The 13775-nt window shown below is 68.4% G+C and carries 14 protein-coding genes; 5 read left to right on the top strand and 9 right to left on the bottom strand.

Annotation, left to right across the window (positions count from 1 at the left end; all coding sequences use genetic code 11):
• Positions 1 to 24 precede the first annotated feature (24 nt).
• Positions 25 to 558, top strand: coding sequence for a hypothetical protein (locus ASE34_RS02090; protein WP_053098376.1), 534 nt, complete (start codon positions 25 to 27; stop codon positions 556 to 558).
• 12 nt (positions 559 to 570) lie between these two features.
• On the opposite strand, the gene ASE34_RS02095 is transcribed toward ASE34_RS02090, so the two are convergent.
• From ASE34_RS02095 to ASE34_RS02115, 5 genes are all read right to left on the bottom strand, one after another.
• Positions 571 to 1572 carry a magnesium and cobalt transport protein CorA gene (locus ASE34_RS02095; RefSeq protein ID WP_053098377.1) on the bottom strand — a complete coding sequence of 334 codons (1002 nt, stop codon included), beginning with the start codon at positions 1570 to 1572 and terminating at the stop codon, positions 571 to 573.
• Positions 1573 to 1907: 335 nt separating this feature from the next.
• The gene (locus ASE34_RS02100; protein WP_056275971.1) at positions 1908 to 2750 is read right to left on the bottom strand and encodes an SDR family NAD(P)-dependent oxidoreductase; all 843 of its coding nucleotides are present in this window, start codon (positions 2748 to 2750) and stop codon (positions 1908 to 1910) included.
• The gene (locus tag ASE34_RS02105) at positions 2747 to 3472 is read right to left on the bottom strand and encodes a hypothetical protein (protein ID WP_056275974.1); all 726 of its coding nucleotides are present in this window, start codon (positions 3470 to 3472) and stop codon (positions 2747 to 2749) included. The genes ASE34_RS02100 and ASE34_RS02105 overlap by 4 nt, the downstream gene beginning before the upstream one ends.
• The gene (locus tag ASE34_RS02110; protein WP_056275977.1) at positions 3469 to 4251 is read right to left on the bottom strand and encodes a hypothetical protein; all 783 of its coding nucleotides are present in this window, start codon (positions 4249 to 4251) and stop codon (positions 3469 to 3471) included. Before ASE34_RS02110 ends, ASE34_RS02105 begins: the two co-directional genes overlap by 4 nt.
• A gap of 184 nt (positions 4252 to 4435) precedes the next feature.
• Positions 4436 to 4786 (bottom strand): TraR/DksA family transcriptional regulator, encoded by a 351-nt coding sequence (locus ASE34_RS02115; RefSeq protein ID WP_056275980.1) that lies wholly within the window; start codon positions 4784 to 4786, stop codon positions 4436 to 4438.
• Positions 4787 to 4860: 74 nt separating this feature from the next.
• Here ASE34_RS02115 and ASE34_RS02120 point away from each other — a divergent pair, with 74 nt between their 5' ends.
• The 3 genes from ASE34_RS02120 to ASE34_RS02130 are packed head-to-tail and all read left to right on the top strand — an operon-like array spanning position 4861 to position 6646.
• A complete protein-coding gene (locus tag ASE34_RS02120) occupies positions 4861 to 5136 on the top strand; it encodes a PhnE/PtxC family ABC transporter permease (RefSeq protein WP_056275983.1) in 276 nt (91 codons plus the stop codon).
• Entirely contained in the window at positions 5133 to 5900 is a 768-nt protein-coding gene (locus ASE34_RS02125) for a tyrosine-protein phosphatase (protein ID WP_056275985.1), read from the top strand. The genes ASE34_RS02120 and ASE34_RS02125 overlap by 4 nt, the downstream gene beginning before the upstream one ends.
• The gene (locus ASE34_RS02130; RefSeq protein ID WP_230101077.1) at positions 5897 to 6646 is read left to right on the top strand and encodes a TetR/AcrR family transcriptional regulator; all 750 of its coding nucleotides are present in this window, start codon (positions 5897 to 5899) and stop codon (positions 6644 to 6646) included. Before ASE34_RS02125 ends, ASE34_RS02130 begins: the two co-directional genes overlap by 4 nt.
• Positions 6647 to 7062: 416 nt before the next feature.
• Here the strand turns inward: ASE34_RS02130 and ASE34_RS02135 are convergent, their stop codons facing one another.
• Entirely contained in the window at positions 7063 to 9603 is a 2541-nt protein-coding gene (locus ASE34_RS02135) for an MMPL family transporter (protein WP_056275988.1), read from the bottom strand.
• Positions 9604 to 9675: 72 nt separating this feature from the next.
• Here ASE34_RS02135 and ASE34_RS02140 point away from each other — a divergent pair, with 72 nt between their 5' ends.
• Positions 9676 to 10245, top strand: a complete 570-nt coding sequence (locus ASE34_RS02140; RefSeq protein WP_232224515.1) for a TetR/AcrR family transcriptional regulator — start codon at positions 9676 to 9678, stop codon at positions 10243 to 10245.
• Between the two features lie 21 nt (positions 10246 to 10266).
• Here ASE34_RS02140 and ASE34_RS02145 read toward each other — a convergent pair whose 3' ends face one another.
• The 3 genes from ASE34_RS02145 to purL form a co-directional block, all read right to left on the bottom strand.
• Positions 10267 to 10977, bottom strand: a complete 711-nt coding sequence (locus ASE34_RS02145; RefSeq protein ID WP_056275991.1) for a DUF2786 domain-containing protein — start codon at positions 10975 to 10977, stop codon at positions 10267 to 10269.
• 244 nt (positions 10978 to 11221) lie between these two features.
• A complete protein-coding gene (locus ASE34_RS17960) occupies positions 11222 to 11365 on the bottom strand; it encodes a hypothetical protein (protein WP_171821968.1) in 144 nt (47 codons plus the stop codon).
• Positions 11362 to 13695, bottom strand: coding sequence for a phosphoribosylformylglycinamidine synthase subunit PurL (purL, locus tag ASE34_RS02150; RefSeq protein WP_056275994.1), 2334 nt, complete (start codon positions 13693 to 13695; stop codon positions 11362 to 11364). Before purL ends, ASE34_RS17960 begins: the two co-directional genes overlap by 4 nt.
• Positions 13696 to 13775: the final 80 nt, after the last annotated feature.

Consider the following 13775-nt stretch of genomic DNA (forward strand, 5'->3'; position numbering starts at 1 on the left):
CGGCGAGAGTGGAAGACTGGTGCCATGTCCTCCCCACTGCTCGACACTCTCCTCGCCCGCATCGTCGACAGCGGACTGCTCGATGATCCGGTCGCCGAGAACGGTCTCGTCTACGGGCGGGCCACCATCGATGCCGCCGGCGCGGTCGTCACCGTCAACGTCGACCCCGAGCTGGAGGACGACGAGGAGACCCTCGACGACGACGCGCTGATCGCGGCGATCACCCGCATCCTGTCGGTGTCCGAGACCCGGTGGCGGGCGGTGATCGACGAGGTCGCCGACGACATCGACGAGGCCGTCGACGACGAGCCGGTGATCGAGCAGGTCGACCTGCGCGACGACCTCGAAGCCACCTCGGTGGTGGTGTTCGCCGATGCCGTGCTGATCGCCTTCGATGCGCCGAAGCAGTTCCCGGACTCGCGGATCCTGGTGCAGCTCGACGACGACCTCGAAGTCGCGAACATCGAGGTGCGCGACCGGGATGCCGCTGACGTCGAGGTCCTGGAGTTCGACGATCTCGACGAGCTGCTCGACAGGCTCAGCGGCGACGACCGCTGAGCCCGCCGCGGGTCACAGCCACTTCTTGTACTTGAACACCCCGTAGAGGGCGACCGCGAAGGCGGCCATCGCGCCGATCGCCATCGGATAACCGTGCGCCCAGTGCAGCTCGGGCATGACGTCGAAGTTCATGCCGTAGACCGTGCCGACGAGGGTGGGCGCGAAGATGATCGCCGCCCACGACGAGATCTTCTTGATCTCGTCGTTCTGGGCGAGGCTCGCATCCGACTGCCGGCGTGCGACGAGAGCCGACTGCACCGTGAGGGCGTTCTCGAGGATCGCGCGGAACGAGTCGACCCGCTCATTCACGCGGATGACGTGGTCGAGCACGTCGCGGAGTGAGCGCTGCAGCTCTTCATCGATGCGGTACTTCTCGGATCCGCGGCGCAACCATTCCAGCATCCCGGCGAGGGGGTGCACCGCGCGCTGGAAGTTGATGACCTCGCGCGAGAGCTCGTAGATGCGCCGCGAGAGGGCGTCGTCGTCGCTGTCGCCGAAGAGCTGGTCCTCGATCTCGTCGATGTCGTTCAGCAGGCCCGTGACGATGGGCTCATAGCCGTCGACGACCTCGTCGAGGATCGCGTAGAACACGGCCTCGGGGCCCATCGCGAGCAGGTCGGGGTGCGCCTCCATGCGACGACGCACGCCCACGAGGTCGGGCGACTCGGCGTGCCGGATGGTCACCACGAAGTCGGGGCCGACGAACAGGTGCAGCTCGCCGAACTCGATCGACTCCTGCTCGTCGCGATAACGGGCGGGGCGCAGCACGGCGAAGAGCGTGTCACCGTAGCGCTCGACCTTCGACCGCTGGTGACCCGAGAGGGCATCCTCGACGGCGAGCGGATGCAGGTCGAACTCGCGCGCGACCGAGGCGACCTCCTGAGGGCTCGGGCGGTAGAGGCCGATCCAGGCGATGCCGCCGTGGGCATCGAGCGACCGGTAGGTCTCGTCGAGGTTCTTCGGGGTCTCCACGCGACGTCCGTGGACGTACACGCCGTTGTCGATGAGGGCCATGGCTGGCTCCGTTCTCGCAGGCGCACGCCGGGTCAGAGGGGGCGTGCGCAGTATTCGTCAGGGGGCGGAAGACGCCGCCGACGGCTGCGGAGCAGGACGTGCAGGTGCGGAGCCGGAGCTCAACGCACGGATGCCGTCAGACGCGACGCAACGAAGGCGGCGTCGCAACTATCACCGGACATCGCCATCACCGCCTCTCGCGCTCTGAAGGGGTCATGTGACCCGGTGTGCCAGCATACTCCTGCCTGCTGGGGGTCGATCCACCCGTCCGGCTGCGTCCGCTCGTGGTTCCGGTCGCAACACAGCGGGGCGAACGGCCGGCGATCAGGATGCGGTCAGGCGGCGTCGATCCCGACGAGTTCGGCGCTCTTCTGCCACAGGGCCTCGGCCAGTGCGGCATCCTCGATCATCGGGTTCACCCGCCGGGTCAGAACGCGCTCGTCGTAATACTCGCCCGAGATCCAGGTGTCATCCGGGGTGCCTTCGACGAACCAGCTGAGCGTGCTGCCGCCCTTCTCGCTGCTGATGAGCAGCAGTCGCTTGAGCGGGGTGCGGTAGACGAACCGCATGAGCGTGTTCGAGTCCGAGGCGAAGTTGGTCTGCACGGTGCCGGGGTGGAAGGCGACCGAGCTGAGTCCCTCGCCGTGGAACTTCGTGTGCAGGCTCTTCGTGAACAGCACGTTCGCGAGCTTCGCATCGCCGTAGGCGCGGTTCGCGCTGAAGTCCTTGCGGTTGTCGAGGTCGTCGATGTCGAGCTTGGCGAACAGCCGGTGCGCGACGCTCGAGGTGTTGATGATCGCCGCGCGACCGGTGCGCAGCTGCGGCAGCAGCAGGTTCGTCAGCAGGAACGGCGCCAGGTGATTGACCTGCAGCGTCTTCTCGAAGCCGTCGACCGTCGGGGTCTGATCGCCGAAGATGCCGCCGGCGTTGTTCGCGAGCACGTCGATGCCGCCGTCGCCCACGGCATCCGCGATCTTCGTCGCGAGTTCGCGCACGTCGTCGAGTCGCGCGAAGTCGGCGGTGAACCACTCGGCCCCGGTGTCCGCGGCGACAGCGCGTGTCTTCTCGACCGATCGTCCGACGAGGATGAGTCGGTGGCCGGATGCCGCGAGCTGGCGTGCCGATGCCGCACCGATCCCGTCGGATGCGCCGGTGAGGACCACCGTCTTCGGGGTCACGACGTCGGCTCCGCCGCGCCGCGGCTGCGCCCGACGTACACGGTGTTGGACGACGTCCCACCGGTGACCGCGTTCGCGAAGTCGACCACGTGGGCGACGGCGTCGTCGAACACGGCACGCATCTCGTCCATGAAGGCATCGTCGGGCGGATCATCCGACCACAGTGCGAAGACGCCACCGGAGGCGAGGTGCCGGTCGAGGGCGTGCAGGCCGGCCGCGGTATAGAGGTCGGCGTGCGTGGGGTCGAGCTGGTGGCGCGGCGAGTGGTCGACATCGAGCAGGATCGCAGAGTAGCCGCGGTGACCCTCCGGGGGCGCTGCGCGGACCACGGCGAAGAAGTCGTCCTCGACCAGGCTCGTGCGCGGGTCGTCGACGAGTTCCGCCGACACGGGCAGCAGCTTCCGTCGGTGCCATCCGATCACCGCGCCGAGCCGGTCGACCACGGTGAGCGACGCCACACGGTCGTCACGCAGCGCCGCGACCGCCGTGTATCCGAGCCCCAGGCCGCCGACCAGCACGGAGAGGTCGTCGCCGGCGACAGCGGCCAGGCCGAGATTCGAGAGCTCCTCCTCCGCCACCGTGAACAGGCTCGACATCAGGTATTCGTCGCCGAGCTTGACCTCGTAGATCTCCTGGCCGACAGCGGGTTCGGTGCGGCGACGCAGCGTCAGCTCGCCGATGGGGGTCTCCTGCCAGTCGAGCTCTTCGAATCTCGTGATCATCGGGGATTCTCGCCATCGTCGTTCGTGTTCGCGCGCGGGGCTGACGGATGTGCGGGGAGCTCGCGCGCGACCTGCTTCTCGAGCACCTGCACGGCCTCGTCGCTGAGCAGGATCAGGCCCTCGAGCTCGTCGCGCACTCGTCGGTAGGCGACGTTGCGCTCGGCCTGGGTGGCCGACTCGTCGACGGCGACCTTGAGCAGCTGCTGCGCGCGGTCGAGGCGCTTGCGCTCGGGTTCGGTGAAGGTCGAGTCGCGCAGCCGCCGGGCATCCTTCTCGGCGATCTCGAATGCGACGGCGTACGCGCCGACGGCGTCGAGGTACTCCGACACCTGCTGCTCCGTCACGGCTGCGTCAGCGGAGAGCGGGCGCAGCGCATCCGCCGTCCTCTTGGCCCGCAGGAACGCCGCGACCAGAGGCTGGCGTCCGTCGCTCATGGCGGGGAAGGCGATGAGCTTCGCGACGTCGAGCTCGTAGTCGAGCCACCGCGCGGTGATCTCGTCGTGCTCGGAGAAGAGCCGCTCGAGCAGGGTGTTCGGTGCGACGGAAGCACGAGTGTCGACGAACGCCGGTCCCGCCTGCCTCGCCCTTCCGGTGCGGGCTTCGAGCTGAGCCGTCTTGATCTCGGCCTTCAGTCGCAGGGTCTCGATGCGACGTTCGTGGCGACGCTTCGAGTTGCGCTCCCACGCCTTCGCGGCGCCGCCGGCCATGCCCATGATGGGGAAGACGAGCCACCAGTAGTGCCCCGCGAAGTTCCAGAAGCCCTGGATGAACTCGTCCATGATGCCCTCAGCCTACTTCTCGGGCTGTGCGGCGTGGGCGGCCGGGGTTGCGTGCGCGTGTGCTCCACAACTCCGGAGATCCGGACTGGCAGGCGACCACGTTCGTTCGCAAGCGCCGAGAAGACGGGCGGCCCTCGCGGGGGTGCACAGGATCTCCGGAGTTATGGAGCCCCCGGGGCGCCGATCAGAGGCCGAGCTTCTCCGCGCAGGCGACGCAGTGCGTGGCGAACGGGCGCACCTCGAGTCGCGCCTCGGGAATCGGCCTGCCGCAGTGCGCGCAGACGCCGTAGGTGCCGGCATCCAGTCGTGCGATCGCGTCGTCGACCTGCTGGAGTTCGGATGCCGCCGCATCGGCGAGCCCGGTCAGCCGTGACCACTCGGACGAGAGCGTGACGCCCTCGGGGTCGTGCTCGTCGTCGTCGTTCGAGCCTTCGCGATCGTGCATCAGCTCGGCGAGGGTCGCCGCCGTCGATGCGACGCGCGCCGTCGCCTCGGCGTGCAGCATCTCGAGGCGTGAGCGGGCATCCGACGTCATCCGCACACTCTAGGCGGCACCTCCGACACCAGCCGTTCATTCAGCGTTCCGTTTCGAGTACGGCGGTCTCGTAATTGCCTGTCACCTTCGCGAGTTGGAATACCCATGTTCTCGGAATTCGGCCGCAGAGCGCACCGCTGCTCACGTCCTGCACGCTGCTGCTGTTCGAGGGCAACGTGCGCGGCGCGACCATCCTCGGCCTCGTCGGCGCCGGTGGCATCGGCCTCGAGCTGACCACCGCCATGCGCATGTACGACTACGGCCACCTCAGCGCCATCATCATCTGCATCATCGTGCTCGTCACGGCGATCGACCAGGGCAGCGCCCTCATCCGAAGGAGAATCACATGACCATCGCCGACATCGACCTGGTGCTCAGCGCCCCCGTGAACCTGCGCGACCTCGGCGGCATCCCGATCGAGGGGGGAGTACTGCGGGAGGGTCTCGCGATCCGCACGGATGACCTCGCCTACGTCACGACCGAGATCGCGTCGCAGCTCGTAGCCGCAGGGCTCACGGCGATCATCGACCTGCGCTCGCCGCTCGAGGTCTCGGTCACGGGGCGGGGTCCGCTCGCCGACTACCCGGTCGCGTACCACCACCTGCCGCTGATCGCGGATGTCGGGGAGTCGATGAACCGCGACGCTCCCGAGCTCAGCCACGACGCCATGGGCCGGATGTACCTGCGCATGGTCGAGGTCGCCGCTCCCCAGCTCGTCACCGCGCTGAACGTGATCGCCCACACACCGGGAACCGCGGCGTTCCACTGCGCGGCCGGGCGCGACCGCACCGGAGTCGTGGCGGCGATGCTGCTGCTCGCCCTCGGCGCGGCTGATGATGACATCGTCGCCGACTACGCCCTCACCGGCGGCAACATGGTCGCGATCATGCAGCGCACCGCACCCGTGATGGGCGCGATGTGGAAGGCGCTCGGCTTCGACGCGGATGCCGCCGGTGCGACGTCGTCGCTGCTGGAGGGTTCGATGGAGGTGTCGATGCGCACCCTGCTCGACACCCTCCGCACGCAACACGGCGATGCACTCGCTCCGCTGCGAGCGGCGGGACTGTCGGATGCGACTGTCGCGCGGCTCCGTGAGCGGGCGCTCGCCGCGTGACGACCGTGGAGCTGGAGGCTCGCGTCGCGAGCGCGGGTGACGCTGTCGGTGCCGCTCCGGTCGCCGTCGGAACTGCGGGCTCGACGTCTGCGGGCGCGAAGTCTGTGGGCTCGAAGTCTGCGGGCGCGTCGGATGCCGGGGCTGCGGTCCGCCGCCGCCCCGGCCGTCCGCGCGATGAGGACATGGACGGGCAGATCGTCGCCGCGACGCTCGAGATCATCGATGCGGGCGAGGACGTCACCGTCAGCCGCGTCGTCGCGCGGAGCGGAGTCAGTCGCGCTGCCCTGTATCGGCGGTGGCCGTCGCTCACGACGCTGATCGCGGCGGCGCTCGACGTCGGACGCACCATTCCGCCCGAATACCCGGACCATGTCGACCTGCGCGAGGCGCTGTTCGACGGGTTCGGTCTCGGTGACACCGGTGTGGCGCTGTCTGTCGCGGCATCCGGCTATGCGGAGGAACGATTCCGGCAGCGCATCCGACTCGTCATGTCGGATCGCGCACTGCAGAAGGCGTACTGGCAGTCGCACGTGTCGCGGCGACGAGTGCCGCTCCTGAACGCGTTGCGCGCGGGAATCTCCCGTGGCGAGCTGCGGGCCGACCTCGACGTCGAGGCGTGCTTCGATGCGATAGCCGGCACCGCGTGCTACCAGATCGTCGTGCGCGGCGACCGGATGGACGACCCTGCGGTGGCCGCTCGCCTGCGGGCTGCGGTCGAGGCGATCTGGCGCGGGATGGTCGCCTGACCCACGCGTCCCGGGGACCCACCCGGGCATCCGGGTGAGGTGATGCAGACGGCGGGCTGGGTCACGAATGGCGGCTGAATCGCCCTCAGGGGATCTCACGTACCGAAGGAGATCTCACGCATCGAAGGAGCATTCCTCGGATGGGCTCCTTCGTTGTGCGAGATCTCCTTCGCAGGGACGCCGAGCGGCAGTCACTGCCGCGACGTCAGCGGAAGGAGATCTCACGCGCCGAAGGGATCTCACGCACCGAAGGAGATCTCACATACCGAAGGGATCTCACATACCGAAGGGATCTCACATACCGAAGGAGATCTCACGCACAGAAGGAGCATTCCTCGGATGGACTCCTTCGTTGTGCGAGATCTCCTTCGCAGGGACGCCGAGCGGCAGTACGAGCGACAGTCACCGCCGCGACGTCAGCGCGCCTCAGGCGTCTCCGAGCTCGCCACGACCTGCACCGTGTCGGTCCTGACTCCCGGGTGCTCGCGCTCGAGCGCTGCACCCTCCATGTCGACGTTCGGAAGGATGCGATCGAGCCACCGCGGCAGCCACCAGGCCGACCGGCCGAGCAGGTGCATGAGCGCCGGCATGAGCAGCATCCGGACGACGAAGGCGTCGAGCAGCACACCGAACGCCAGGCCGAAGCCGATCGAGCGGATGATGGTCGACTCCGAGAAGATGAACCCGCCGAAGACCGACACCATGATGAGCGCCGCGGCGACGACGACCGAACGTCCGGCCCGGAAGCCCTGGGCGACGGCATCCCGTGCCGAGGCTCCGTGCACGTACGCCTCGCGCATCCCCGAGGCGAGGAAGAGCTGGTAGTCCATCGCCAACCCGAACAGGATGCCGACGAGGATCACGGGCAGGAAGCTGAGGATGGGCCCCGGGCTGTCCAGGCCGATGAGGTCGGCGCCCCAGCCCCACTGGAACACGGCGACGATCAGGCCGTAGGTCGCGAACAGCGAGAGCACGAAGCCACCGGTGGCGATGATCGGCACGAGCAGCGAGCGGAACACGACGATCATGATGAGCAGCGAGAGCCCGACCACGACCACGAGGTAGAGCGGCAGGACGGCGGCCAGCGCCTCGGAGATGTCGATGTTGGTCGCGGCCTGCCCGGCGACGCCGAGGGTGATGCCGCCGTCGAGCTGCGGCAGGGCGCGGATGTCCTGCACGAGCTTCTCGGTCGATGCGCTGTTCGGGCCTTCGGCGGGGAGCACCTGGAACGCGAGCAGGGTGTTGTCGTCGGAGTTCGCGATCGGGGCGACACCCACGACGTCGTCCTGGTCGGCGATCTTCTGGGCGATCTCGACCTGCGTGGCGAGCAGGTCGTCGTCGCTCACCGCGTCGTCGAGGGTGGCTGTGACGAGCAGCGGACCGTTCGCCCCTTCGCCGAACTGCTCGTCGACGATGTGGAAGGCGCGGTAGCTGGTCGAATCCGATGGTTCGCTCGCGCCGTCGGGCAGTCCGAGGCGCATCGACATCGACGGGATCGCGACGATCAGCAGTGCGATCACGCTGACGAGCACGGTGACGATCGCGCGGAGCGTGGACATCCGCTTCACGGGCTTGCCCGCGGCGTGCGGCTGGCCGATCGTGGAGCGAGCCTTGCCGCTGAGCAGTCGTGTTCCGACGAGACCGAGGATCGCGGGGGCGAGGGTGATGGCGACGAGCACGGCGACGCCGACGCAGACCGCGCCGACCGTGCCCATGAGTCCGAGGAACGGAACGCCGGTGACGTTGAGGGCCAGCAGCGCGACGATCACCGTGGTGCCGGCGAACACCACGGCCGTTCCCGAGGTGCCGGTGGCGAGGCCGATGGATTCGCGAACCGGAACACCATTGAGCAGCTGCTTGCGGTGCCGGTTCACGATGAAGAGCGAGTAGTCGATGCCGACGGCGAGACCGAGCATGACGCCGAGCACGGGGGTGACGGATGCCATGTCGACGACGCCCGAGAAGGCGAGAGATGCGGTCACGCCGACGCCCACGCCGACGACGGCCGTCACGATCGGCAGTGCTGCACCGATGAGTGTGCCGAGCATGACGATCAGCACGACGGCGGCGAATGCGAGTCCGATCGCTTCGCCGACGCCGAAGATCTCGGGCACGCCCTGCGCGATGTCGGTGCCGAAGTCGACCTCGACGCCCTCGATCGGCGAGGACTCGAAGTGCTCGATCGTGCCCTGCTTGACCTCTTCGGAGAGTTCGAGACGGGGGTCTTCGAACGAGACGTTGACGATGGCCGTCGAGCCATCCTCCGAGACGACGCCGATGCCGTTCGTGAGGTCGAGGAGCGTGGAACCGAGGTCGACCTTCTCGGCGTTCGCATCGAGTTCGGCGCGCGAGTCGTCGATGGTCTTCTGCTGCGCATCGAGCTGGGCTGCCTGCGCGTTCAGAGCCTCGATCTGCGCATCCAGTGCTGCGAGCTGCTGGGCCGGAGCGCCGCCCGCTTCTGCCTGCGACCGAGCCGTGGTCAGCTGGTCGAGACCGGCCTCGAGCTGCGTGCGACCCTCGTCGAGCTGCGTCTGACCGGCGTCGAGCTGCGCCCGGCCACCCTCGATCTGGTCCTTGCCGTCGGCGAGACCCTGCGCCTGCACGGCCTGCTGCTGCTGCGCGTCGAACGGGTCGATCACGGATGCCACGCCGTCGAGGTCTTCGGCGCTCTTCGCGAGCGCGGAGATCTCCTGCTTCTGCTGCTCCGTGAAAGCCGAGCCGTCGGTCGTCTGATAGACCACCGTGCCCGTGCCCCCGGCGGTGTCGGGCAGCTTCTCGGCGAGCTGGTCGGTCACAGCGCCGGAGGCGGTGCCCGGGATGTCGAAGCTGTTGCTCAGCGTGCCGCCGAGCGTGAGGAACGCGCCGACACCCAGGCCGAGGATGATGACCCACGAGACAATCACCGTCCACGCCTTGCGTGCAGCGAACGAACCCAGGCGGAACAGCAGTGAAGCCAAAACGATCTCCTTCAGACGGATAGATCATACGGGGCGTCTCGTCTAGTGTTCTGTGGTTATCCTGAACGTGTGGTGAACGAGCATCGGAGCGGACCCGTGCGCAGCACGGCTGCCCGCGAAGCGATCCTCGACGCCACCGCACGCCTCTTCCATAACCAGGGGTACGACCGTCTCACGATCGAGGGGATCGCGAAAGAGGCCGGCGTCGGCAAGCAGACCATCTATCGGTGGTGGCCGTCGCGCGGAGCCCTCATCGGCGAATGCCTCGTCGAGGGCCGCCTGATCCCCGTCGACTTCGTGGTTCCCGACACGGGAGACCTCGCCGACGATGTCGAGACCTGGCTGCGCAGCGTGCTGTCCATCCTCGAAGCGCCGGAGGGAGGGGCACTTCTCCGCTCGCTCGTGGCGGCTGCCACCGAGGACGCCGGAGTCGGCGCGCACCTCGGTGAGAGCCTCGGCGTCGAGAAGTACCTCGCCGAGCGCATCCGCGGCGGCATCCGCGACGGGCAGCTCGCCCCGGACGCACCGGTCGAGCAGCTGGGACGGGCGATCCTCGGGGCGATCATCGTCGAGTCCCTCGTTCGAGACGAGCACGACACCGACGCGATCGTTCGGCTGACGCGCTTCCTCTTCTCGCGATAGCGGCAGCGGGCGCGTGCGTGGTCATCGCGCCGAGACCGCTCTGCCGCCGCCGGTCTGAGCCTCCAGGCCCGAACGGTGGCCGTGCGCGAAGGAGCCGGGATCCGCGCCGCGGCGTCGCCGGGCGTGCGTCGTCGCCATCTCGTCGACCGCCTCGTTCACTCGGCTCCGGCGCGAGGTGAGAACGAGCTCGGTCCCCGAGCCGCTCTCTTCGACCGCAGCGCGGCGACTCTGCTCGATCCGGTTCATGGCACCCGCGGCGAACCCCCGGAGGAAGCCGCTGCGCGCTCGACGTCTCACCCCTTCGCGATGGCCGGCATACAGATCGCGATGCGCGATCCACCACGCGCGCATCGCGACCGTGGCCTGCACCTGCAGACTGGCGGTCAGCGTCTGCACCTGCGTCACATCCGACGAGTGCCCGACCAGCAGCAGGCCGGCGATCGGCGGGTACTCCGCCAGGATCGGGCGCACCGCACCCAGCCCGTAGGCCACGCCGATGCCTATCTCACGAAGGTCCTTCGCGTAGACGCCGCGGAACAGCATCCTCTCGGTGACGATCTGCTCGCGCGTCTGCCCCAGGAGCCCCCGTCTTTCGTCGATCTGCGCCTGCTCGATCCCGTACTTCACGATCAGGCGCTCGGCGTGCTCGGTCAGAGCCTCGGCCTCTTCGGGCGTCGTGCTCTCGGCCTTGGCGAGCAGTTTGGCGATCAGGTCGAGCTTGGCTTCGGTCATGGCATCCCCCAATGGATCTGTGATGCCTCGGATCCTTCGCGGGGGTACCTACACTGCGAGGCCGAGCTCCGGGGAGTGTGAAGAAACCCGGATGACGGATGCCGGTGCAGAAGAGGATGCCGCGAGGCCCGCCGGGCGTCGGTTCGGACCCGGTCGCCGACACGCCGCCACGGGGGCCGGGGTCGCCGGAGTGCCGCCGGGCACCCCGAACCAGCGTCGGAAAGAGACCCGAGAAGAACTCGATTCAGCCCAGGATCAGCGTGATGACTGTCGCGCCGCCGCCACCCAGGATGAGGGCGATGATGACGGTCCAGGCGACGATGCGCATGCGGCGATTGCGCTTCTCGCCGAGATCGCCGTAGTCCTCGCTCAGACCGTCGCCGCTCATGCGCTGACCGGCTCGGTGACCGTGGGGCCGAAGGCGGCGGGCAGGGTGGCCTGCGAACGCTCGCGGATCTCGGCGATCGGCACGGTGAAGACGTCCTGCACCTCGAGCTTGTCGCCCTCGGAGTCGGTCACGCCGATGCGCATCACCGGGTAGTCGCGGCCTTCGCAGAGTCCGCGGAACTTGACGTCGTCTTCCCGCGGAACGGTCACGATGACGCGGCCCGTCGACTCCGAGAAGAGGGCGGATGCCGCATCCACACCGTCGCGCTCGATGATCTCGTTCAGCCAGACGCGTGCGCCGACGCCGAAGCGCGAGACGCCCTCGGCGAGGGCCTGCGCGAGGCCACCCTCCGACACGTCGTGCGCCGACGAGATCAGCCACTCGTCACGGGCGGCTCCGAGCAGACCCGCGAGGCGCTTCTCGCCCGCGAGGTCGACCTTCGGGGGCAGTCCGCCGAGGTGCTGGTGCACGGTCTCGGCCCACGCCGAACCCGAGAGCTCGGTCGAGGTCGTGCCGAGCAGGTAGATGTTCTGACCCTCGTCCTGCCATCCCGAGGGGATGCGGCGCGAGACGTCGTCGATGATGCCGAGCACACCGACGAGCGGGGTCGGGTGGATCGGCACGTCGCCGGTCTGGTTGTAGAACGAGACGTTGCCGCCGGTGACCGGGGTGCCGAGTTCGTAGCATCCGTCGGCGAGACCGTCGACGGTCTGCCCGAACTGCCACATGACCTCGGGGTTCTCGGGAGAGCCGAAGTTCAGGCAGTCGGTGATCGCGGTGGGAACGGCACCCGTGACGGCGACGTTGCGGTACGCCTCGGCGAGTGCGAGCTGCGCACCGGCGTACGGGTCGAGCTGGCAGTAGCGTCCGTTGGCGTCGGTCGAGATCGCGAAGCCGAGTCCCGACTCCTCGTCGACGCGGATCATGCCGGCGTCATCGGGGAACGACAGGGCCGTGTTGCCGAGCACGTAGTAGTCGTACTGGTTGGTGATCCAGCGGGTATCGGCGAGGTTCGGCGAGGCGACCAGGTCGAGGAACTGCTCGCGAAGCACCTCGGGGTCGTTCGACCGCGGAAGGTTCTCAGCGGCATCCGCCTGCAGTGCGTCGATCCACGTGGGGTACACGACCGGGCGGTCGTAGACCGGGCCGTCGACCGCGACGGTCGAGGGGTCGACGTCGACGATGCGCTCGCCCTGCCAGTCGATGATGAGGCGGCCGTCGCCGGTGACCTCACCGAGGACCGACGTCTCGACATCCCACTTCTGAACGACGGCGAGGAACGCGTCGAGCTTCTCGGGAGCGACGATCGCCATCATGCGCTCCTGCGACTCCGACATGAGGATCTCCTCGGCCGTGAGCGACGGGTCGCGCAGCAGCACGTTGTCGAGCGAGACCTTCATGCCGCTGTTGCCGTTGGCCGCGAGCTCGCTGGTCGCGCACGAGATGCCGGCAGCACCGAGGTCCTGGATCGCCTCGACCAGCTCGTCGCGGTAGAGCTCGAGGCAGCACTCGATGAGCACCTTCTCGGCGAACGGGTCGCCCACCTGCACCGCGGGGCGCTTGGTGGGTCCGGTGCTGTCGAACGAGTCGGATGCCAGGATGCTGGCACCGCCGATGCCGTCGCCACCCGTGCGGGCGCCGAACAGCACGACCTTGTTGCCGACGCCGGTCGCATTGGCGAGCTTGAGGTCCTCGTGGCGGAGCACGCCGACCGCGAGCGCGTTGACGAGCGGGTTGGCCTGATAGACGGAGTCGAAGACCGTCTCGCCGCCGATGTTCGGCAGACCCAGGCAGTTGCCGTAGAAGCTGATGCCGCTGGTGACGCCGTGCACGACGCGAGCGGTGTCGGGGTGGTCGATCGCGCCGAAGCGGAGGGCGTCCATGACCGCGACCGGACGTGCGCCCATCGAGATGATGTCGCGGACGATGCCGCCGACGCCGGTCGCGGCGCCCTGGAACGGCTCGATGAAGCTGGGGTGGTTGTGGCTCTCGGCCTTGAAGGTGACGGCCCAGCCCTCGCCGACGTCGATGACGCCCGCGTTCTGGCCCATGCCCACCATGAGGCGTTCCTGCATCTCGTCGGAGACCTTCTGACCGAAGCGGCGCAGGTAGTTCTTCGACGACTTGTACGAGCAGTGCTCCGACCACATGACCGAGTACATCGCCAGCTCGCCGGAGGTCGGGCGGCGGCCCAGGATCTCCTTGATGCGGGCGTACTCGTCGTCCTTGAGGCCCAGCGCTGCGTACGGCTGCTCCTTCTCCGGAGTCGCGGTGGCGTTCTCGACGGAGTCGGGGACGTGCTTGTGGGCAGGTGCAGGGGCGGTGGTCACGCGCACTCCTAGATGAGGGGCCGGCGGGGCATGGCCAGTCTACCGGGGGATGCCGTGGCCGTCGGCCCGGGCGGACAGCG

The organism is Microbacterium sp. Root280D1 (assembly GCF_001428975.1).
Taxonomy (GTDB): domain Bacteria; phylum Actinomycetota; class Actinomycetes; order Actinomycetales; family Microbacteriaceae; genus Microbacterium.